This window comes from Amycolatopsis sp. NPDC049688 (assembly GCF_040674975.1).
Classification (GTDB): domain Bacteria; phylum Actinomycetota; class Actinomycetes; order Mycobacteriales; family Pseudonocardiaceae; genus Amycolatopsis.
Genome location: NZ_JBFANY010000027.1, coordinates 15,555 through 35,634, shown reverse-complemented (window position 1 = coordinate 35,634; position 20,080 = coordinate 15,555). Strand labels below are relative to the sequence as shown.

Genomic DNA, 20,080 nt, shown 5'->3' with positions numbered 1-20,080 from the left:
TAAGGTATGAGCACCCCTGTGTTGACCGCGGTGGCCTGGCCCTACGCCAACGGCCCCCGCCACATCGGCCACGTGTCCGGATTCGGCGTCCCGTCCGACGTCTTCTCCCGCTACCAGCGAATGGCCGGCAACCGGGTGCTCATGGTGTCCGGCACCGACGAACACGGCACCCCGATCACCGTCCAGGCCGACCGGGAGGGCCTGACCCCGCAGCAGACCGCCGACAAGTACACCCGGCAGATCGCGAACGACCTGCAGGGCCTCGGCCTGACCTACGACCTGTTCACGCGCACGACCACCGGCAACCACGCCGAGGTCACGCAGCAGATCTTCCTGGCGCTGAACCGCAACGGCTACGTCGTGCCGAAGACCACGCGCGGCGCGATCAGCCCGTCCACCGGCCGCACGCTGCCCGACCGCTACGTCGAGGGCACCTGCCCGATCTGCGGATACGACGGCGCGCGCGGCGACCAGTGCGACAACTGCGGCAACCAGCTCGACGCCGCCGAGCTGATCAACCCGAAGTCGCGGATCAACGGCGAGACGCCGAAGTTCGTCGAGACCGAGCACTACTTCCTCGACCTGCCGGCGTTCACCAAGACCCTCGGCGACTGGCTGTCGACGAAGACCGACTGGCGGCCGAACGTCCTCAACTTCACCAAGAACCTGATCGACGACATGCGGCCGCGGCCGATCACCCGCGACCTCGACTGGGGCGTCAAGATCCCCCTCGACGGCTGGCGCGACCAGCCGCTGAAGCGGTTCTACGTCTGGTTCGACGCGGTGATCGGGTACTTCTCGGCCAGCGTCGAGTGGGCCCGCCGGGCGGGCAACCCCGAGGCGTGGCACGAGTGGTGGACCAACCCGGACGCGCGGTCCTACTACTTCATGGGCAAGGACAACATCACCTTCCACGCCCAGATCTGGCCGGCGCTGCTGTTCGGGCACAACGGCGAGGGCGATCGCGGTGGGGAGCCCGGCAAGTACGGGAAGCTGCACCTGCCCGACGAGATCGTCTCCAGCGAGTTCCTCACCATGAGCGGCTCGCGCTTCTCGACCTCGCGTGGCGTCGTCATCTACGTCGAGGACTTCCTGCGCGACTTCGGCCCGGACACGCTGCGGTACTTCATCTCGGTCGCCGGCCCGGAGACCCAGGACACCGACTTCACCTGGGACGAGTTCGTCCGCCGGACCAACTTCGAGCTGGCCAACGAGTGGGGCAACCTGGTCAACCGGTCGATCTCGATGGCGCACAAGAACGTCGGCGCCATCCCGCGCCCGGAGGCCCCGACGGCGGCCGACGAGGACCTGAAGGCGTTGTCCCGCAAGGCGTTCGACACCGCGGGCGCGCACCTGGCCCGGTCCCGGTTCAAGCTGGCGGCGGCCGAGGCGATGAAGGTCGTCACCGCGGCGAACAAGTACATCTCCGACCAGGAGCCGTGGAAGCTCAAGGACGACCCGGCGCGGCGCGACACCGTGCTGCACACCGCGCTGCAGGTGGTCAGCGACGCCAACACGCTGCTGACGCCGTTCCTGCCGCACTCGGCGCAGAAGGTGCACGAGGCCCTCGGCGGCACCGGCGTCTGGGCCGCCCAGCCGGAGCTGAAGGAGGTCGACGACCTCGACATCGACGGCCGGGTCAACCCGATCCTCACCGGCGACTACGCGGCCGAGCAGGCCAAGTGGGAGTCCACGCCGATCGAGGTCGGCAAGCCGCTGCAGAAGCCGTCGCCCCTGTTCACGAAGCTCGACCCGGCGCTCGGCGAGACCGGTCCGGAGTGGGCGCCGATCACCAAGGAGTAAGAAGTACGCATGGGTGAACAGAAGCGCGAGCTGCCGCCGGTCCCGGACCGGCTCCCGGTGTCGGTGGTGGACGCGCACACCCATCTCGACGCGTGCGGCGCGGTCACCGCGGCCGATGTCACGGCCATGGTCGACCGCGCCGAGCGCGCCGGCGTCGCCCGCGTCGTCACGGTCGCCGACGACCTCGCCTCGGCCCGCTGGGCCGCGGAGGCCACCACCTGGGACCGCAGGGTCTGGGCCGCCGTCGCGATCCACCCGACCCGGACCAAGGAGTTCGGCGAGGCCGAGCAGGCCGAAATCGAGCGCCTGGCCGGGCACGAGCGCGTGGTCGCCGTCGGCGAGACCGGCCTGGACTACTACTGGGACTACTCGCCGCACGACGCCCAGCAGGAGGCGTTCCGCTGGCACATCGACCTCGCGAAGCGGCTCGGCAAGCCGCTGATGATCCACGACCGCGAGGCCCACGACGACGTGCTGCGCATCCTGGCCGAAGAGGGTGCGCCGGATGCCGTAATTTTCCATTGTTTTTCCGGGGACGCGGAAATGGCCCGCCGGTGCGTCGACGCGGGCTTTGTCCTTTCCTTCGCGGGCACGGTGACGTTCAAGAACGCGAAGGGGCTCCACGAGGCGGCCCGGCTCTGCCCGCCGGGCCAGTACCTCGTCGAGACCGACGCGCCGTTTCTGACCCCCCACCCGTTCCGTGGGCGGCCGAACGAGCCGTTCGGCGCCGCCTACACCGTCCGTCACCTCGCGGCGCTCAGGGGCGAAGCTGTCCACGAAGTCGCCGAAGCGGTCCGGACCACCGCCGAGCGGGTCTACCGACTCCCCAGCGTCACATCGGGTTGAACGCATTGCGACAACAGGGTTTCCGGCTCGTCCACCCGATGAGTGACCCAGATCACGACACTCCGGGGGGTGTTTGCGCAACCCGCCGCGACCCGTTACTGTCCCGTGATCGTGCCGGTCGGTACTGCGCATGCAGTTGCCGACTGTTACGCCCACAGTCACGTCAGTGCACGTCGGGGAAGCGGAACCGGGAGCGGTACGGCCCGGAACCGTGACGATGGCGCCGGCTGCGGGCCCAGACGTAAAGACGTCGCCCCGAACGATGTCTTGGGAAAGGGAACGACCCGGTGACAGGTAGCAGACAGGCTGGAGCGCGCTCCGCGGCCGTCCTCGACCGTGAATTCGAGGACACTGCGTACGGCCAGCTCGACTTCTCCGACGACCCGAACATCACGCAGCAGGACATCCTCGCCGCGCTCGGCCCCGATGCCGACGCGATGATGGCCGAGATCGACGTCGACGTCGACGAGCTGATCCGGCTGATCAACGCCGAGACGACGTACCTGCCGCCGATCGTCATCCCGGACGGCCTCGAGGAGGACCGCACCGCTTCCCCCGAAGCGCGTCGCGCGGCTCTGGACGAGGGCCTCCGCCAGACCACCAAGGTCTGGAAGCGCCGGTTCCTCAAGGGCGCCGTCCTCAGCGTCATGATCAGCGTCGCCGGCGGCGGCGCGGCCGCGCTGGCGATGAACAAGAGCGTCACCGTCGACGTCGACGGCCACCAGCAGACCGTGCACTCGTTCGGCGACACCGTCGGCGAGGTGCTCGAGGACGCGGGCCTGTCGGTCGGCGAGCACGACTCGCTGTCCCCCTCCCCGCAGGCCGAGGTCGGCGACGGCGGCGTCATCAAGCTCGAGCGCGGCCGCCAGCTGAAGATGATCGTCGACGGCGCGGAGCACACCTCCTGGGTCCGCGCCACCCACCTCGGCGACGCGCTGTCCCAGCTCGGCATGGCCGGCCTGGACAAGCCCGGCACGTGGATGTCGATGCCGAAGGACGGCGAGCTGCCCCTCCAGGGCGCCACCGTCGAGATCAAGACCCTGAAGAACATCACCCTGTTCGACGGCGCCAACGCGCCGAAGCAGGTGAAGACGACGGCGGTCACCACGAAGGAGTTCCTGGGCGAGTACAAGCTCACCCTGGGCCCGGAGGACCAGGCCGAGGGCGGCCTGGACGTCAAGCTGACCGACGGCGCCGAGGTGCACATCAGCCGCACCGGCGTCTCGACGGTCACCCAGAAGGAGAGCATCGACCCGCCGGAGCAGCGCGTCGACGACCCGGACCTGGAAAAGGGCAAGACCAACGTCGAGGACCCGGGCACGCCCGGCGAGAAGATGGTGACCTACAAGGTCACGCAGAAGAACGGCAAAGAGGTCGGGCGGGAGACCGTCTCCGAGCAGGTCATCACCCCGGCCAAGCCCAAGATCATCCACGTCGGCACCAAGAAGGCCCCGAACCCCGACATCGGCGACGGCTCCGCGTGGGACCGCATCGCGCAGTGCGAGTCGGGCGGCAACTGGGCCATCAACACCGGCAACGGCTACTACGGCGGCCTCCAGTTCGACAAGCAGACCTGGAACGCCTACGGCGGCTCCCAGTACGCGGCGCTGCCGAGCCAGGCCACCCGCGAGCAGCAGATCGCGGTGGCGGAGAAGGTCCGCGACGCCCGTGGTGGCTACGGCGCCTGGCCGGTCTGCGGCAAGAAGGCCTGACACTTTCCCGGAAACGGCCCCCGTCCCCCGTGGACGGGGGCCGTTCCGCGTGCCCCGAACCGACCCTCCAGGTACGCGAACCGACCGTCCAGGTACGCCAACCGACCGCCTGGGTACGCTCGTCCGGTGGTTGAACTGCTGGGACCGGCCGAGATCCGGGCGCTGGCGGCCGAACTGGACGTGCGGCCGACCAAGAAGCTCGGGCAGAACTTCGTGCACGATCCCAACACCGTCCGCCGGATCGTCGAGCTCGCCGGGATCACCCCGGACGACGTCGTGCTCGAGGTCGGGCCCGGGCTCGGGTCGCTGACCCTCGGGCTGCTCGCCACCGGCGCGCGGGTCGTCGCCGTCGAGATCGACCCCAAGCTCGCCGAGCGGCTGCCGAAGACGGTCGCCGAACGCGGGCCCGAGACGGCCGGGAACCTCACCGTCGTCGGGGCCGACGCGCTGCGCGTCACGCGCGAGGACCTGGGCGAGCCGACCGCACTCGTCGCCAACCTGCCGTACAACGTCGCCGTGCCGGTCGTGCTGCACCTGCTGGCCGAAGTGCCCTCGCTCCGCACCGGGCTCGTGATGGTCCAGACCGAGGTCGCCGACCGGATGGCCGCCGGCCCCGGCAGCCGGATCTACGGCGTCCCGAGCGTCAAGCTCGCCTGGTACGGCTCGGCACGCAAGGTCGCCGCCGTGCCACGTTCGGTGTTCTGGCCGGTGCCGAACGTCGATTCCGCGCTCGTCGCCTTCGAACGCGCCGGCACGACGGCGTCCGGCGACCGGGACCGGCTCTTCGGCTTGGTCGACGCCGCCTTCTCACAACGCAGGAAGACCCTCCGCGCCGCGCTCGCGGGCTGGGCGGGCTCGGCCGAGCGGGCCGGCGAGCTGCTGACGGCCGCCGGGATCGACCCGAAGACCCGTGGCGAGCAGCTGGACGTGCACGACTTCGCCCGGATCGCCGCCGCGCGTTAGCCCTCCACGGCTTTCGAACTCCACAGTGGAGGCGTGAAAATACTCCTTCGCCGCCCGTGATCCCGTCATCCGGACACCGCCACTCGTGTGATCTGGGCCAACGGGCTTGCGTTCGCTCCTCGGGATCGGTTTTACTCAGTACGTCCATCCCGAGCGACTGAGAGACCTGGCTCGCCGAAGTCGCAGCAACCACCCTCCACAGGGCAGGTGCTACCGCCAGGACCGATGGAGGCCGTTTTCGATGAAGAGGGTAGCCCGCCCCCTGCTCCTGACCAGGCGTCGCGTCGTCGACGAAGGCCGCCGCTCCGTGACCGCGTGTCGACGCTCCCGCTGAGCTAGTCCGAGCCGGTCCACCTCTTCTTCATGCACCGTCCGAAAAGGACGGAACTCGCTTGCGGCCGGGTGCTGCGCCATGCGCGCACCCCGTTTTCAGGAGCCTTCGTGATCACCGTCGAAAACCTGTCCAAATCCTTTGCCTCCAACGGAAACTCGGTCGTCGCGCTGCGGGACGTGAGCGTTGACGTCCAGGCCGGCTCGCTGTTCGGCGTGGTCGGTCCGGCCGGCTCCGGCAAGTCCGTCCTCGCCCGGTGCATCGCGCTGCAGGAGCGGCCCGACCGCGGTGTCGTCCGCCTCGACGGCCTCAACACCGGCACCCTCGACGGCCGCCGCCTCCGCGAGATCCGCCGTCAGCTCGGCGTCGTCTCGACGAAGCCGGAGCTGATCGCCGAGCGCACGATCGCCGGCAACATCGCTTCCCCGCTCGAGCAGCTCGGCGTCGACGGCCCGCAGCGCCGCAGCCGGGTCGGCTCGCTGCTGGACCTCGTCGGCCTGACCCCGCGCGCGGCCCAGCGCCCCGGCGAGCTGTCCGCCGGTCAGCTTCGCCGCGTCGCGGTCGCGAAGGCCCTCGCGGCGGCTCCCGCCGTCCTGCTCGCCGACGACCCGACCGCCGGTGTCGACCCGGAGGAGGCCGGCGCGGTGCTCACCGTCCTCGACCGGGCCCGGTCCGAGCTGGGGGTCACGGTCGTCGTCACGACGCCGGACGCGGGCGTGGTCCGCCGGGTCTGCGACGACGTCGCGGTGCTGGAGGACGGCACGGTCGTCGAGCGCGGCACGGTGCTCGACCTGATCTCCGACCCCACGAGCCGCACCGCGCAGGCGCTGCTGCCGGCCATCGAGACCACCCGCTCGCAGGCGGCGCGCTACGACCGCTCGGCGGACGTCGTGCTGGTCGGCTTCGCCTCGGTCGGGGCGCTGCTGCCGGAGGCCGCGGGCCGGTTCGACGTCGAGTTCGCCACCATCGGCGGCGGCCTGACCCGCATCGGCGACACGCCGGTCGGCCGGTTCCGCCTGGGTGTCCGCGGCGAGCGGGCCGACGCGGCCCTGGCCTGGGTCGCCGAGCGCGGCGGCCACGTGACGCACACCGCGCGTGGCCCGCAGGGTGTCGCGGCCGCCTGATCTCTCCCCGAAGACGCCCCGATGCGCAGGTCGCATCGGGGCGTTTCCGCGGGCACGTAGGCTGGTCGGGTGCTCGCCGTAGTTCCGCCCCCAGTCACCGTCCGGGTCCCGGCCAAGGTCAACCTGCACCTTTCGGTCGACGACCTGCGTGAAGACGGTTACCACGAGCTGGTCACCGTGTTCCAGGCGCTGTCGCTGACCGACGAGGTGACCGTCGCGGTCACCGAAGAGCCCGGCATCGAGGTCTACGGCGAGGGGGAGGGCTCGGTCCCGACCGGTCCCGAAAACCTGGCCTGGCGGGCCGTCGAAGCGCTGGCCGCGCACGTCGGGCGCACCGGCGAGCCGAAGGTCCGGGTGGTGCTGCGCAAGGGCATCCCGGTCGCCGGCGGCATGGCGGGCGGCAGCGCCGACGCGGCGGCGACGCTGGTCGGCCTCGCCTCGCTCTGGAATCTCGACGTCACCCGCGACGAACTGGCCGAGATCGCCGCCGGCCTGGGCAGCGACGTCCCGTTCGCGCTCTACGGCGGCACCGCGCTGGGCACCGGCCGCGGCGAGCAGCTGGTCCCGGTGCTGTCGCGGCACACGTTCCACTGGGTGCTGGCGTTCGCCGCCGAAGGGCTGTCGACGCCGAAGGTGTTCGGCGAGCTGGACCGCCTGCGCGCGGCGGGCAACCCGCCCCGGATCGGCTCGCACACGCCGGTCGTCGAGGCGCTGGCCTCGGGCGATCCGCGCCAGCTGGCCCTGCTGCTGGGCAACGACCTGCAGGCCGCGGCCGTCTCACTGCGGCCCGACCTGCGCCGCACGCTCCGGGCGGGGGTGAACGCGGGCGCGCTCGCGGGCACGGTGTCCGGTTCCGGCCCGACGTGCGCGTTCCTCTGCGAGGACGGGCAGTCGGCGGTGGAGGTCGCGGCCGAGCTGTCGGGCGCGGGCGTGTGCCGGACGGTCCGCGTGGCCCACGGCCCGGTCCCGGGCGCCCGCGTGGTCGGCGGCGACGACGCGAACCGGCCGACGCCGCCGCGGGTGCACGCATGAAGCACGCCGAGTTCGCGTTTCCGGGACCGTTGCGCGACAAGCTGGTCGCGGCGATCCTGCGCGGGGAGAAGACATCGACCACCGGCCTGGTCGCGGAGTACGAGAAGTTCGGCGAAGAGCTGCCCGTCGTCGGCGAGCGCGAGCTGATGATCGACTCGGCGGGCGCGGGGGTCGCGGTGCTCGAAACCACCGAGGTGCGGATCATCCCACTGTCCGAAGTGGACCTGCAGCACGCGCTCGACGAGGGCGAGGGTTTCACGAGCGTCGCCGAATGGCGCGCCGACCACACCGCCTACTGGCAGAGCGAGGAAATGCGCGCGGCCATGGAAGATCCGGAGTTCACCGTGGACGACACGACCATGGTCGTGGCGACCCGGTTCATCGTCGTGGCAGTGTCCCCCAAAGAGAGGATCGGCTGAACGGATGGCCAACCTGGTCAATCTCGAGTCGGTGAGCAAGTCCTATGGGGTTCGCCCGCTCCTGGACGGCGTGTCGCTGGGTGTCGCGGCCGGGCAGCGCATCGGCGTCGTCGGCCTCAACGGCGGCGGGAAGACCACCCTGCTGGAAGTCCTTTCCGGACTCGCCGAGCCGGATTCCGGGCGGGTGAGCCATGTCGGCGGCCTGCGGATGGCCGTCGTCACCCAGCGGACGGAGCTGCCGGACGGCAGCAGTGTCGGCGAGGTCGTGCTCGAACGCTACGGCGCCGAGCACGAATGGGCGGCCGACGCGCGCGTCCGGTCCATTGTGGACGGGTTGGGCATCACCGCGATCGGGCTCGACACGCCGACCGCGAACCTCTCCGGCGGCGAGCGGCGCCGGGTTTCGCTGGCGGCTGCGCTGACCGGTGAGCTCGACCTCATCGTGCTCGACGAACCGACGAACCACTTGGACGTCGAAGGTGTCCAGTGGCTCGCCGACCACCTGCTGACCCGGCGGATCGCGGTCGTGGTCGTCACGCACGACCGGTGGTTCCTCGACACCGTCGCGACCCTGACGTGGGAGGTCGCGAACGGCCGCGTCGAGCAGTACGAAGGTGGTTACGCCGACTGGATCTTCGCGCGCGCGGAGCGGGCGCGGCTGGCCGCGACGGCCGAGGAGAAGCGGCAGAACCTGGCCCGCAAGGAGCTGGCGTGGCTGCGCCGCGGCCCGCAGGCGCGCTCGTCGAAGCCGCGTTACCGCGTCGAGGCGGCCGAGGCGCTGATCGCCGACGTCCCGCCGCCGCGGGATTCCGTCGAGCTGCAGGCGTTCGCGAAGCGCCGGCTGGGCAAGACCGTGCTGGAGCTGGAAGACACGACGTACCAGGTCGGTGACCGGAAGCTGCTCGACCACGTCACCTGGCGGATCGGGCCGGGCGACCGGATCGGCCTGGTCGGCGTCAACGGCTCGGGCAAGACGTCGCTGCTGAAGCTGCTCGGTGGCGACGTCGAGGGCACGACGGGCCGCCGGATCGAGGGCAAGACGGTCGCGCTCGCGCACCTGCGCCAGGAGCTCGACGACCTGCCCGGCGACCTGCGCGTGCTGCAGGCGATCGAGCAGGTGGCCGGGCGCGTGGTGTTCGGCAAGCAGGAGATGACGGCGTCGCAGCTGGGCGAGAAGCTCGGCTTCCCGGCGGCCCGCCAGTGGACGCCGGTGGCGGACCTGTCGGGTGGCGAGCGCCGGCGGCTGCAGCTGTGCCGGCTGCTGATGGCCGAGCCGAACGTGCTGCTGCTCGACGAGCCGACGAACGACCTGGACATCGACACGCTGCAGCAGCTGGAGGACCTCCTCGACGGCTGGCCGGGCACGATGGTCGTGGTGTCGCACGACCGCTACCTGGTGGAGCGGGTGTGCGACACGATCGTCGCGTTGTTCGGCGACGGCCGCATCACCCACCTGCCGGGCGGCATCGAGGAGTACCTGAACCGCCGCGCGGCGGCCCGCCCCGAGGCAGCCCCGGCGCCGTCCGCGGCCAAAACCGAGGCGAAGAAGTCGGCGGCGGACCTGCGCGCGGCCCAGAAGGAGCTCGGCCGGCTGGAGCGCAAGCTCGACCAGCTGCACGCGAAGGAGGAGAAGCTCCACGCATCGCTGCTGGCCGCGGCGACGGACCCGGCGAAGCTGATGGAGCTGAACGCGGAGCTGAAGGGCGTCCAGGGCGAGATCGAGGACGTCGAAGGGCGCTGGCTGGAGACTTCCGAGCTGCTGGAATGAAGGTCATCGGGCCGGACGACCCCCTCGGCGGGCGGCCGCTCCGGCGGATCGCCGTGGCCGGCCCCGCGGGGGCGGGCAAGTCGACCCTGGCCCGCACGCTGTGCGAACGCCTCGGGGTGCCGTACGTCGAGTTCGAATCGTTCTTCCACGGCCCCGGCTGGACCGTGCGGGAGACGTGGCAGGCCGACGTCCTCGAGTACCTGGAGAACGACGTCTGGGCCATCGAGTGGCAGGGCGAAGCGGTCCGCGAGCGGATGACCGCCCGGCTCGACGTGCTGGTCTGGCTCGACCACCCGCGTGCGCTGACGGTGGCCCGGGTCGTCCGGCGTACGCTGCTGCGTCGCGTCGGGCGGGGGTCGAAGATCGCCGCCGGCAACGTGGAAGGGCCGCTGCGCACGTTCTTCACCGACCGCGAGCACATCGTCCGGGTCTCGTGGCGGTACCACCCGATCATGCGCGCCCGGGTCCGGAAGGTGGTCGACGAGGACCGCTACCCCGATCTCGTCGTCGTCCGGCTGCGGGGGCAGCGCCAGGTGGACCGGTGGCTGCGGGGACCCGTTTCCGCGTTGCTCGGCGGATGTTGACGTCCAGACAGTAATGTTCCAGCCATGAGCAGGTTCGTGGACACGCTCGTCGCCACCGCGACGCAGCGGGGGCAGCAGCGCGGCATGGTCACCGGGGAGCCGAAGGAGCCGGTCCGGCGGACCTGGGCCGAGGTGCACGCCGAGGCCCGGCGGATCGCCGGGGGCCTGGTGGCCGGCGGGTTCGAGCGCGGGGGTGCCGTTGCGGTGCTGGCCGCCGCGCCGGTGCTGATCGCGCCCACCGTGCAGGCCGTCTGGCTGGCCGGGGGCAGCGTCACCATGCTGCACCAGCCGACCCCGCGCACCGATCTCGCCGAGTGGGCCGAGGACACCGTCCGCGTGCTCGGGATGATCGGCTCCGACCTCGTGCTCCTGGGCGAGCCCTTCGACCAGCTCGCGCCCGTGCTTGAGCAGAAGGGTATCGGCTTCAAGCTCATCACCGAGCTGGCCGCCGCCGAGCCGCTCGCGGACGTCGTCGCCACCGACGAGGGCGACACCGCGCTGCTGCAGCTCACCAGCGGCTCGACCGCCGACCCGAAGGCCGTGCGGATCACCTACGGGAACCTGTACTCCAACGTCAAGGCCATGGTCGAGCGCGCCGAGTTCGACTTCGACACCGACGTCATGGTGTCGTGGCTGCCGACGTTCCACGACATGGGGATGGTCGGCTTCCTGACCGTGCCGATGACCTTCGGCGTGGAGCTGGTCAAGATCACCCCGGTGGAGTTCCTCTCCGGGCCGCTGATCTGGCCCGAGCTCATCACGAAGTACCACGGCACCACGACCGCGGCTCCGAACTTCGCCTACGCCATCGTCGGGCGCCGGATGGCCCGCGTCGACGAAGACGACGCCTACGACCTCTCGAAGCTGCGCATCGCCCTGAACGGCGCCGAGCCCATCGACGAGACCGCCGTCCAGACCTTCGTGGACGCCGGCGCGCGGTTCAAGATGCCCGCGGAATGCGTCTTCCCGGCCTACGGCATGGCCGAAGCGACGCTCGCCGTGTCGTTCGCGCCGCTGTTCACCGGCCTCACCCTCGACGTCGTCGAGGCGGCCGCGCTGGAGGCGGAGAACCGCGCGGTGCCGGTGCCCGAAGGCGACCCGCGGCGCGGCACCGACAGCGTCCGGTCGTTCGCGCTGCTCGGCCGGCCGCTCGACGGGCTGGAAGCGGAGATCGTCAACGACGCGGGCGAGCGGGCCGGCGAGCGCGAGGTCGGCGAAATCCGGCTGCGCGGCGAGGCCGTGACCCCCGGCTACCTGACCATGGACGGCCCGGTCGCCACCCAGGACGACGAGGGCTGGCTGAACACCGGCGACCTCGGGTACCTGGTGGACGGCCAGATCGTCATCTGCGGCCGCCGCAAGGACGTCATCATCATGGGCGGCCGCAACCTGTACCCGACGGACATCGAGCGCGCGGCCACCTCCGTCGAAGGCGTGCGCGCGGGCAACGCGGTGGCGGTCCGGCTGGACGCGGGCAGCCGCCGCGAGCGGTTCGCGGTGGTCGTCGAATCGAAGCTGGCGGGCGACGCCGAAGCCGAAAAGAACCTGATGAAGCAGGTGTCGGCCCGGGTCCGCGACGCCGTCGACATGCGCCCGTACGCGGTGGTCGTGCTGCCGGCGGGCAGCCTCCCGAAGACACCGTCGGGCAAGGTCAAGCGCGCGGCGACGGCCCAGCAGTTCGCGGACAAGATCAAGAAGAACGCCGACGCCTGACCCGAGCGCGCCACATTGGGTGCGTTGAGCGCAACCAACGCCACGTTGGGGCGCTTGAGGCAGGGGTCAGCGCTGCTGGACGCGCACCGCGCGGAGCGTGGGCGGGTCGGCGAGCTCGGCGGTGGCTTCCGGGGCCGTGCGGGCGCCCGGGAGGTCCGGGGCCTGGCCGGTGCGGGCGGCCAGCTGGTCCTCCACTGCGTCGAGGAACTCGTCGACTTCGCGCTCGTCGTAGCCGCGCTTGCCGATCAGCGGCTTCGCGAACATCACGTGGTGCACTTCGGCGGCGGTCAGGTCGTCCTCGTCGGCGAGTGTCTTGGCGATCCGCCGGACGAACTCGTCGACCTCGTGCTTCGCGTAACCGCGGCGGCCGATCGGGGCGTTACCGAAGGTGACCTCGGCGAGGTCTTCGGCGGTGAACGACATGGAACTCTCCGTCTCCGGGGTCGGGCGGGTGCGAACTCCCGTACACCGTCCTAACCCGGGGACGGGTTCCCCCGGAAGAGGCGAACCCGAAGCTCACCCCGAAGGGCGGCCGCGCGCCGCCTTCGGGTGAAGCGGCGCTACCGAGCGGTGTGTAACCGGCTTCACAGGGTGACATCTCGTCAGCTGCGGCCGAACCACTTCCGCGGCCCCTGCGGGCGCTCCTGCTCGGCCACCGCCGGGCGCGGGTTCCGCAGCGCCACGAGCGCCGCCTCCGCCTCGTCGAGGAACAGGTCGACCTGGGCCTGGTCGTAGCTGCGCATGCCGACCGGCATGATCGTGAACTCGACGTAGTGGATGTCGTCGGGGGTGAGGATGTTCCGCCCGGCGAGTGCCTCCGCGATGAGGTCGAGGAACGCGTCGACCTCGTCCTCGTTGTAGCCGCGACGGCCGAACCGGGGCTTGCCGAAGGCGATCGCCCGGACTTCCTCGGGGGTCATGCTCTCACCTCGCCACCCGTGTCAGCCTGCGTGGAAGGAGTTCTGCGCGGCCGCGAGGCCGGTCCCGACCAGCGCCTCGGCCGCGTCCGCGCACCGGTCCACCTCGAAGGGGAGTTCCTTGCGCTCGACCGTCGAAAAGTCCTTCAGGACGAAGTCCGCCGGGTCCTGCCGGCCGGGCGGGCGGCCGATGCCGAACCGCACCCGGTAGTAGTCGCGGGTGCCCAGCGACTTCGTGATCGAGCGGAGGCCGTTGTGGCCGTTGTCGCCGCCGCCGAACTTGAGCTTCAGCGCGCCGAAGTCGACGTCGAGCTCGTCGTGCACCACGACGATGCCGGACGGCGGCACCTTGTAGAACTTCGCCGCGCCCACCACGGGCCCGCCGGAGAGGTTCATGTACGACCGCGGCTTCACCAGCACCACGCGGCGGCCGGCCAGCCGGCCTTCGAGGACGTCACCGCCGGTCTTGTGCGCCTTGAACCTGCCGCCGACGCGGGCGGCGAGCTCGTCCAGCACCATGAAGCCGACATTGTGCCGGTTTCCGGCGTACTGGGGCCCCGGATTGCCGAGGCCGGCGAGCAGGATCAGCTCGCCGGCCCCGGGCAGGTCTTCGGTCATGCGAAAAAGGTAACAGTGGAGCGAAGCTCCTCCGTTGAGGGTGGTGGCGGGGAGGAAGGCGGAGGCTATTCGGCGGCTTCGGCCGACTCTTCGCCAGCTTCGGCCTCGTCGCCGGTCTCTTCACGCTGCGGCTCGTTGACGGCCACGACGAGCGACTCCGGGTCGGTGACCAGGGTCGCGCCCTGCGGCAGCTCGATCTGGCCGGCCAGGATCTGGGTGCCGACCTCGGCGCCCTCGATCGAGACCTCGACCTGCTCCGGGATGTGCAGCGCCTCGACCTCGACCTGCAGCGTGTCGACGTCCTGGTTGACCAGGCCGCCGGGGCCGGGGGTGCCGGAGACGACGACCGGGACGTCGACGGTGACCTTCTCGCCGCGCTTGACGACCAGCAGGTCGACGTGCTCGATGTAGTTCTTCAGCGGGTGCACCACGATGGTCTTGGTCAGCGCCAGCTCGCTGGAGCCCTCCAGGTCCAGCGTGATGACGGCGTTCGAGCCGTTCTCGCGCACGACGCGGGCGAACTCGATCGCGGGCAGCGCGAAGTGCCGCGGGTCCGCGCCGTGGCCGTAGAGGACGGCGGGGATCTTGCCGGCGCGACGCGTGCGGCGCGCGGCGCCCTTGCCGAACTCGGTGCGCGGCTCGACGGACAGACGTACCTCGGACACGGTGTTGCACTCCTTCAAATCAAAGACAGCATGCTGCGGCGGGGAAAGCCGATGTGTGTTCTGTTCAAGGAAGTTCCGGCGGCGAGTTTCCGGGCGTGCACGACGACGGGGGCTACTCGAGCCGCCGCGTCGATCACGCCGGGCACCCCAGTAGGGCCCCGCCTCGCCGAGACAACCTCAAGAGTGTAAACCAACCTCATCACGGTGGGTTGCGGCGGGTGCCCGGCCCAGGCTAGAACCCTCCTGGACCCCGGTACGTGACGACACAAATCCGGTGGCGGGACGACGCCGGCCGAGGTGTGCTTCGGGTAGCGGGAAAGCAGGGGGCGTTGATGCGGGCTCGACGGAGCAGGGTGGCAGCCGCGGTGCTGCTGCTGGGCGGAGTGCTGGCCGGCTGCCAGGTGGCGGTCGCCGGCACCGCCGGCGTCTCCGCGGCCGACCGGGCGACGGCGGACCGGCGGGTGGAGCAGCGCGCCGCGGTCGACGCGGCCCTGACCGCGCTGGGCCAGGCGCCCGCGGTCGCGCTGAAGGCCACGGTCAAGGGCGCCGACCAGCAGTTCCGGGTCACCCGCGGCGGCTACGCCGTCGGCGCGCTGCCGCTGGAAGGCCGCGTCGTCCAGGTGACGGCCGCCGCCGGCCAGTTCTACCTGCAGGCCGACGCCGACTACTGGAAGGCCCACGCCATCGACGAGGGCGCCCAGTTCGGCACCAGCTGGGTGCGTTCGCTCGGCACCGAGCTGCCGTTCGACCCGGCGGCCCGGTTCGCGCCGCCGGCGCTGGCCGAGGGCCTGCGCAAGGCCCTCTCCGGGCTCGACCGGATGGGCGAGCCGGTCAAGGCGAAGCTCCCGGACGGCACCGAGGTCTACCAGCTCGGCACCGCGCCGAGCGTCCTGCGGGTCACCACGGCCAAGCCGAACCGCGTCGTCAGCTTCGCCCCGGCGCTGCTCGACCCGCAGAACGGGCCGAAGTACGGCGCCGAGTTCCAGGTCGCCCCGCTCACCGGGGACGCGCTGAAGGCGTTCCGCACCGACCTCGACAACACCGTCGGCGGTCTCGGCCAGCCGTTCGAAGGCCTCGTCCAGGCCAGCGCCGTCGTCACCGACGACAACCTCGACTGCAAGGACTTCGTCGGCTCCTGCACCACGACGGTCGACGTCTCCAACAGCGTGGTCGGCTCGCCGGCCTCGGGCGAGAAGAGCGTCGTGCACATCACCCTCACGGTGGAAGTCAGCGCCGAGGCGCTCGGCGCGCAGACCTGCACGGCGGCCGGGGACGCGGAGCCGTACAAGACGATCAAGCTGTCCTGCTCGGTGAAGTTCAAGCTGCCCAACCGGACGGCCAGCTACCAGGTGCTGTCCAAGCCGAACGCGACCGCGGAGGTCCGCGCGGGCCTCGACGTCAACGCCGTCAAGCAGAAGGTCGCGGCGGAGTTCGCGGGCCTCGGCGGCTGACCTGGACACCTACCCCCAGGTGTGTTGCTCCCGTTGAAGTAGGTGATCTCCCGTTCCTAGCATCGGCTGCGCACAGCCGGACGGACGAGGAGGAGCGGACATGGCCAAGCTGGTGGTTTTCGGGGGGACCGGGTACGCCGGGGGCAGGATCGGGGCCGAAGCGCTGCGGCGCGGGCACGAGGTGGTCGGCGTCGCGCGGCACCCCGGTTCGGCCCCCGAAGGCGTCGACGAGCGGCAGGGTTCGCTGCACGACGAGGAGTTCGTCGCGGGCCTGGCGAAAGACGCCGACGTGTTCGTGGTCGCCACCCCGGCGCGCGCGATCGACGGCAAGAAGCTGATCGACGCCGTGCCGTCGCTGGTCCGGATCGCGCGCGAGAACAACATCCGGCTGTCGTTCGTGGGCGGCGCGGCGAGCCTGCTGGTCGCCGAGGGCGGCCCGCGGTTGTTCGACACCCCGGAGTTCCCCGACGAGTACAAGGACGAGGCCGGCAGCCACGCCGAGGTGCTCGCCCTGCTGCGCGAGCAGCCCGAGGACCTCGACTGGTTCTACGTCAGCCCCGCCGCCGAGTTCGGTGCCTGGACGCCGGGCGAGCGCACCGGGAAGTTCCGCCTCGGCGGGGACGTCCTGGTGACCGACGAAAACGGCAAGTCGCACATCGGCGGCGACGACTTCGCGATCGCCTACGTCGACGAGATCGAGCAGCCGCAGCACCGCCGCGCGCGCTTCACGGTTGCTTACTGAAGCTCTTTGATCACTGGCGCGAACGCTTCGAGCGCGGGCTCGAACACGGTGATGTACGAGAAGCCGTAGCGTTCCCGCCGGGCCACCAGCTGACCGGCGATCTCCTCGACGGTGCCCAGCAGCAGCTGCGGCGCGTCGAGGAGTTCGCGGGCGTCGGCGACGGTGCTGCGCTCGGTCAGCTCGTGCCAGTGCTCGGCGGCCTTCTCCCGGTCGTCGGTGATCTCGACGAGCTGGACCAGCATGTTGTACTCGAGTTCGCGGCCCGCCTTCGCCCGGAAGTACGCGACGCGCTCGTCCACGGCTTCGGCGTTGTCGAGCTTGAAGGTGCCCGGCGGCTTGCCGGGCTGCTGCCGCAGGCCGGCGAAGCCGACGACGTCCGCGTGCTCCGCGGCCAGGTCGAGCACGTCGTCGCTGTTGCCCGCGATGAGCAGGCGGGGCATCGGGATGCCTTCGTCCTCGAAGTGTTTCCGCAGGTAGCCGAAGCTTTCTTCGAGGTAGCCGATCCGGGTCGCGGCGTTCTGCCACGGGATACCGGCGGCGTCGAACTCGCTCTTCATGTGCCCGGCGCCGAGCCCCAGGTCGAGGCGGCCGTCGAGCAGCGTGGCCATGGTGGACGCTTCGCGCGCGAAGAGCGCGAGATTGTAGAAGGGCACGTTGGAAACGAGGGGGCCCAGCCGCACCCGCTCGGTGACGGCGGCCGCCATGGCCAGCACCGGGAACGGTGCGAACCGGCCGGTGCCCAGGTGGTCGGGCACGGTGATGACGTCGTAGCCCAGTTCCTCGGCGCGCCGGCTTTTCGCGATCCACTCGTCGCGGCTGCCGGTTTCGCGGAGGCTGACGCCGAACTTGAAGTTCCCCATCCCGGCACGCTAGCGCCGGAAACCCCCGCCGGGCGCGGAGTTCGCGCCCGGCGGACGGAATCAGGCGTTGCCGTCGAAGAGCGACGTCACCGAGCCGTCTTCGAAGACCTGCTGGATGGCCTCGGCCAGCATCGGCGCGATCGACAGGACCGTCAGCCCTTCGAAGCGCTTCTCCTCCGGGATCGGCAGCGAGTTCGTCACGATGACCTCGCGCGCCTTGCACTGCGAAAGCCGCTCGGTCGCCGGGTCCGACAGGATGCCGTGCGTGGTCGCGATGACGACGTCGGCCGCGCCCTCGTCGATCAGGGCCTCGGTGGCCTTCACGATCGTGCCGCCGGTGTCGATCATGTCGTCGATCAGCACGCAGAGCTTGCCCTCGACCTTGCCGACCACGCGGTTGGCGACGGCCTGGTTCGGCTTGTCCGGGTCGCGCGTCTTGTGGATGAACGCGATCGGCCGGTCACCCAGCGTCTGCGCCCACTTCTCGGCCAGCCGCACGCGGCCCGAGTCCGGCGAGACGACCGTGATGTCGGCGTCGCCGTAGGTCTTCTTGATGTGCTCGGCCAGCACGGTCTGCGCCATCAGGTGGTCGACCGGGCCGTCGAAGAAGCCCTGGATCTGCGCGGTGTGCAGGTCGACGGTCATGATCCGGTCGGCGCCCGCGGTCTTGAACAGGTCCGCGATCAGCCGCGCCGAGATCGGCTCGCGGCCCTTGTGCTTCTTGTCCTGGCGCGCGTACGGGTAGAACGGCATCACCACGGTGATCCGCTTCGCGCTCGCCCGCTTGAGCGCGTCCACCATGATCAGCTGCTCCATCACGTATTCGTTGATGGGCGTGGTGTGCGCCTGGATGACGAAGGCGTCGGTGCCGCGGACGGACTCTTCGAACCGGACGAACAGCTCGCCGTTGGCGAACGTGTGCGCCGTCTGCGGGGTGATCGTCACGTTGAGGTGCTGGGCCACCTCTTCGGCGAGCTCCTTGTGCGCGCGTCCGGAGAAGAGCATCAGGTTCTTCTTCGGCGTGCCTTGCTTCGGACTCATGCTGGCGACTCCCCGTCGGTTCCTGCTGCTGAATCGGCGTCGAGGGCGGCCTGGGCCGCCTCCGCCGCGGGCGTACCCGGCCGGCGCCGGATCGCCCAGCCTTCGATGTTGCGCTGCGGCGGCGCCGACACCGCGAGTGTGCCCGGCGGGACGTCTTCGCGGATCACGGCACCTGCCCCACTGTAAGCGCCGTCACCGATGTGCACCGGGGCGACGAAGGTGTTGTCCGCGCCCAACCGGACATACGACCCGATAACGGTCCGGTGCTTGTTCACGCCGTCGTAGTTCACGAACACGCTGGAGCAGCCGATGTTGCTGTGCTCACCGATCGTGGCGTCACCCACGTAGGTCAGGTGGGGCACCTTCGTGCCGGCGCCGATCTCCGCCGCCTTCGTCTCGACGAACGCGCCCAGCTTCGCCTTGACGCCCAGCTTCGTGCCCGGCCGCAGGTAGGTGAACGGGCCGACGTTGACGCCGTCGCCGAGTTCGGAGTCCGAGCCGTGGACCCGCACGACGCTTGCGCCGGCACCGATCGTGACGTCGGTCAGCGTGCTGTCCGGCCCGACCGTGCTGCCTTCGCCGACCGACGTGGTGCCCTTGAGCTGCACGCCGGGCTGGATGACGACGTCGCGGGAGAGCGTCACGCCGGCGTCGATCCAGGTGGTGGCCGGGTCGACGACGGTGACGCCCTCGCGCTGCCAGCGATGCACGATCCGGCGGTTGAGCTCGGCGCCGAGCGCCGACAGCTGCACGCGGTCGTTGACGCCCTCGGTCAGCCACGGGTCGTCGACGACCAGCGCGCCGACGTGGAGGCCGTCGCCGTTCGCGATGCCGAGCACGTCGGTGAGGTAGAGCTCGCCCTGCGCGTTGTCGGTCGACAGGCGCGAAAGGCCGTCACGCAGCACAGCGGCGTCGAAGGCGTAGACACCCGAGTTGATCTCGGTGATCTCCGCCTGCTCCGGGGTGGCGTCCTTGTGCTCGACGATCCCGGTCACCTTGCCCGCGCTGTCGCGCACGATCCGGCCGTAGCCGGCCGGGTCGCTGACCACCGAGGTGAGCACGGTGACGGCGTTCTTCGCTTCGGTGTGCTCGTCGAGCAGCGCGCCGAGGGTGGCGGTGTCGAGCAGCGGGACGTCGCCGTAGCTGACGAGCACGGTGCCGGTGAGGTCGGCGGGCAGGGTCGCGAGCGCGCAGGACACGGCGTGGCCGGTGCCCTTCTGCTGGTCCTGCACCGCGGTGCCGACACCGCGGCCGAGTGCGGTCGCGACCTGGGCGAGGTGCGCACCGGCCTGCTCGCGGCCGTGCCCGACGACCACCACGAGGTGTTCGGGGTCCAGGCCGGCGGCCGCCCGGACGGCGTGTTCGACGAGGGGCCGCCCGGCGATCGGGTGCAGCACCTTGGGCGTCGAGGAACGCATGCGGGTGCCTTCACCCGCGGCCAGGATCAACGTGCTCAGCGGGCCGGTCAACGGCGCTCCCAACGGTTACCAA

At 70.9% G+C, this 20,080-nt stretch carries 19 protein-coding genes and 1 riboswitch; of the genes, 12 read left to right on the top strand and 7 right to left on the bottom strand.

What is annotated here, in order from left to right:
- Positions 1-6 precede the first annotated feature (6 nt).
- From metG to AB0J55_RS44110, 10 genes are all read left to right on the top strand, one after another.
- Positions 7-1,803 carry a methionine--tRNA ligase gene (metG, locus tag AB0J55_RS44155; RefSeq protein ID WP_364263635.1) on the top strand — a complete coding sequence of 599 codons (1,797 nt, stop codon included), beginning with the start codon at positions 7-9 and terminating at the stop codon, positions 1,801-1,803.
- A gap of 9 nt (positions 1,804-1,812) precedes the next feature.
- Complete coding sequence (locus AB0J55_RS44150) at positions 1,813-2,649, top strand: TatD family hydrolase (protein ID WP_364263632.1); 837 nt, start codon at positions 1,813-1,815, stop codon at positions 2,647-2,649.
- Between the two features lie 287 nt (positions 2,650-2,936).
- Complete coding sequence (locus AB0J55_RS44145) at positions 2,937-4,361, top strand: transglycosylase family protein (protein ID WP_364263629.1); 1,425 nt, start codon at positions 2,937-2,939, stop codon at positions 4,359-4,361.
- 126 nt (positions 4,362-4,487) lie between these two features.
- On the top strand, positions 4,488-5,324 hold the full coding sequence (rsmA, locus tag AB0J55_RS44140; RefSeq protein ID WP_364263626.1) for a 16S rRNA (adenine(1518)-N(6)/adenine(1519)-N(6))-dimethyltransferase RsmA: 837 nt from the start codon (positions 4,488-4,490) through the stop codon (positions 5,322-5,324).
- Positions 5,325-5,465: 141 nt separating this feature from the next.
- Positions 5,466-5,556: riboswitch (SAM riboswitch) on the top strand.
- 209 nt (positions 5,557-5,765) lie between these two features.
- Positions 5,766-6,779 (top strand): ATP-binding cassette domain-containing protein, encoded by a 1,014-nt coding sequence (locus tag AB0J55_RS44135; RefSeq protein WP_364263623.1) that lies wholly within the window; start codon positions 5,766-5,768, stop codon positions 6,777-6,779.
- A gap of 69 nt (positions 6,780-6,848) precedes the next feature.
- Entirely contained in the window at positions 6,849-7,811 is a 963-nt protein-coding gene (locus tag AB0J55_RS44130) for a 4-(cytidine 5'-diphospho)-2-C-methyl-D-erythritol kinase (protein WP_364263620.1), read from the top strand.
- Positions 7,808-8,230, top strand: coding sequence for an ASCH domain-containing protein (locus tag AB0J55_RS44125; protein WP_364263617.1), 423 nt, complete (start codon positions 7,808-7,810; stop codon positions 8,228-8,230). Before AB0J55_RS44130 ends, AB0J55_RS44125 begins: the two co-directional genes overlap by 4 nt.
- Positions 8,231-8,234: 4 nt before the next feature.
- Entirely contained in the window at positions 8,235-9,998 is a 1,764-nt protein-coding gene (locus AB0J55_RS44120; protein WP_364263615.1) for an ABC-F family ATP-binding cassette domain-containing protein, read from the top strand.
- On the top strand, positions 9,995-10,582 hold the full coding sequence (locus tag AB0J55_RS44115; RefSeq protein WP_364263612.1) for an adenylate kinase: 588 nt from the start codon (positions 9,995-9,997) through the stop codon (positions 10,580-10,582). Before AB0J55_RS44120 ends, AB0J55_RS44115 begins: the two co-directional genes overlap by 4 nt.
- A 24-nt stretch (positions 10,583-10,606) precedes the next feature.
- Positions 10,607-12,295 carry a fatty acyl-AMP ligase gene (locus tag AB0J55_RS44110; protein WP_364263609.1) on the top strand — a complete coding sequence of 563 codons (1,689 nt, stop codon included), beginning with the start codon at positions 10,607-10,609 and terminating at the stop codon, positions 12,293-12,295.
- 66 nt (positions 12,296-12,361) lie between these two features.
- On the opposite strand, the gene AB0J55_RS44105 is transcribed toward AB0J55_RS44110, so the two are convergent.
- The 4 genes from AB0J55_RS44105 to AB0J55_RS44090 all read right to left on the bottom strand — a co-directional run bounded on the left by AB0J55_RS44105 (position 12,362) and on the right by AB0J55_RS44090 (position 14,495).
- Positions 12,362-12,718: a DivIVA domain-containing protein gene (locus tag AB0J55_RS44105; RefSeq protein ID WP_364263606.1), complete on the bottom strand. Its 357-nt coding sequence runs from the start codon at positions 12,716-12,718 to the stop codon at positions 12,362-12,364.
- 179 nt (positions 12,719-12,897) lie between these two features.
- Positions 12,898-13,215: a DivIVA domain-containing protein gene (locus AB0J55_RS44100; RefSeq protein ID WP_364263603.1), complete on the bottom strand. Its 318-nt coding sequence runs from the start codon at positions 13,213-13,215 to the stop codon at positions 12,898-12,900.
- 21 nt (positions 13,216-13,236) lie between these two features.
- The gene (gene pth / locus AB0J55_RS44095; protein WP_364263600.1) at positions 13,237-13,830 is read right to left on the bottom strand and encodes an aminoacyl-tRNA hydrolase; all 594 of its coding nucleotides are present in this window, start codon (positions 13,828-13,830) and stop codon (positions 13,237-13,239) included.
- A gap of 65 nt (positions 13,831-13,895) precedes the next feature.
- Positions 13,896-14,495, bottom strand: a complete 600-nt coding sequence (locus AB0J55_RS44090; protein ID WP_364263597.1) for a 50S ribosomal protein L25/general stress protein Ctc — start codon at positions 14,493-14,495, stop codon at positions 13,896-13,898.
- Positions 14,496-14,827: 332 nt separating this feature from the next.
- Between AB0J55_RS44090 and AB0J55_RS44085 the strand changes: the two genes are divergently transcribed.
- Both AB0J55_RS44085 and AB0J55_RS44080 read left to right on the top strand, forming a co-directional pair.
- Positions 14,828-15,946 (top strand): hypothetical protein, encoded by a 1,119-nt coding sequence (locus AB0J55_RS44085; protein WP_364263594.1) that lies wholly within the window; start codon positions 14,828-14,830, stop codon positions 15,944-15,946.
- Between the two features lie 100 nt (positions 15,947-16,046).
- Positions 16,047-16,688 (top strand): NAD(P)H-binding protein, encoded by a 642-nt coding sequence (locus AB0J55_RS44080; protein WP_364263591.1) that lies wholly within the window; start codon positions 16,047-16,049, stop codon positions 16,686-16,688.
- Here the strand turns inward: AB0J55_RS44080 and AB0J55_RS44075 are convergent.
- From AB0J55_RS44075 to glmU, 3 genes are read right to left on the bottom strand one after another with little or no spacing between them, the layout of a single operon-like run.
- On the bottom strand, positions 16,682-17,548 hold the full coding sequence (locus AB0J55_RS44075; RefSeq protein ID WP_364263588.1) for a TIGR03621 family F420-dependent LLM class oxidoreductase: 867 nt from the start codon (positions 17,546-17,548) through the stop codon (positions 16,682-16,684). The genes AB0J55_RS44080 and AB0J55_RS44075 overlap by 7 nt on opposite strands.
- 60 nt (positions 17,549-17,608) lie before the next feature.
- Positions 17,609-18,589 (bottom strand): ribose-phosphate diphosphokinase, encoded by a 981-nt coding sequence (locus AB0J55_RS44070; protein ID WP_364263585.1) that lies wholly within the window; start codon positions 18,587-18,589, stop codon positions 17,609-17,611.
- Positions 18,586-20,058, bottom strand: coding sequence for a bifunctional UDP-N-acetylglucosamine diphosphorylase/glucosamine-1-phosphate N-acetyltransferase GlmU (gene glmU, locus AB0J55_RS44065; RefSeq protein WP_364263582.1), 1,473 nt, complete (start codon positions 20,056-20,058; stop codon positions 18,586-18,588). Before glmU ends, AB0J55_RS44070 begins: the two co-directional genes overlap by 4 nt.
- Positions 20,059-20,080 lie beyond the last annotated feature (22 nt).

Bases quoted from the DNA above. Each gene is read 5' to 3' on its own strand.
- AB0J55_RS44125 (WP_364263617.1), top strand. From the start codon at position 7,808: ATGAAGCACGCCGAGTTCGCGTTTCCGGGACCGTTGCGCGACAAGCTG.
- AB0J55_RS44070 (WP_364263585.1), bottom strand. From the start codon at position 18,589: ATGAGTCCGAAGCAAGGCACGCCGAAGAAGAACCTGATGCTCTTCTCC.
- metG (WP_364263635.1), top strand. From the start codon at position 7: ATGAGCACCCCTGTGTTGACCGCGGTGGCCTGGCCCTACGCCAACGGC.
- AB0J55_RS44115 (WP_364263612.1), top strand. From the start codon at position 9,995: ATGAAGGTCATCGGGCCGGACGACCCCCTCGGCGGGCGGCCGCTCCGG.
- AB0J55_RS44080 (WP_364263591.1), top strand. From the start codon at position 16,047: ATGGCCAAGCTGGTGGTTTTCGGGGGGACCGGGTACGCCGGGGGCAGG.
- pth (WP_364263600.1), bottom strand. From the start codon at position 13,830: ATGACCGAAGACCTGCCCGGGGCCGGCGAGCTGATCCTGCTCGCCGGC.
- AB0J55_RS44150 (WP_364263632.1), top strand. From the start codon at position 1,813: ATGGGTGAACAGAAGCGCGAGCTGCCGCCGGTCCCGGACCGGCTCCCG.
- AB0J55_RS44100 (WP_364263603.1), bottom strand. From the start codon at position 13,215: ATGACCCCCGAGGAAGTCCGGGCGATCGCCTTCGGCAAGCCCCGGTTC.
- AB0J55_RS44075 (WP_364263588.1), bottom strand. From the start codon at position 17,548: ATGGGGAACTTCAAGTTCGGCGTCAGCCTCCGCGAAACCGGCAGCCGC.
- AB0J55_RS44120 (WP_364263615.1), top strand. From the start codon at position 8,235: ATGGCCAACCTGGTCAATCTCGAGTCGGTGAGCAAGTCCTATGGGGTT.
- AB0J55_RS44085 (WP_364263594.1), top strand. From the start codon at position 14,828: ATGCGGGCTCGACGGAGCAGGGTGGCAGCCGCGGTGCTGCTGCTGGGC.
- AB0J55_RS44105 (WP_364263606.1), bottom strand. From the start codon at position 12,718: ATGTCGTTCACCGCCGAAGACCTCGCCGAGGTCACCTTCGGTAACGCC.
- AB0J55_RS44110 (WP_364263609.1), top strand. From the start codon at position 10,607: ATGAGCAGGTTCGTGGACACGCTCGTCGCCACCGCGACGCAGCGGGGG.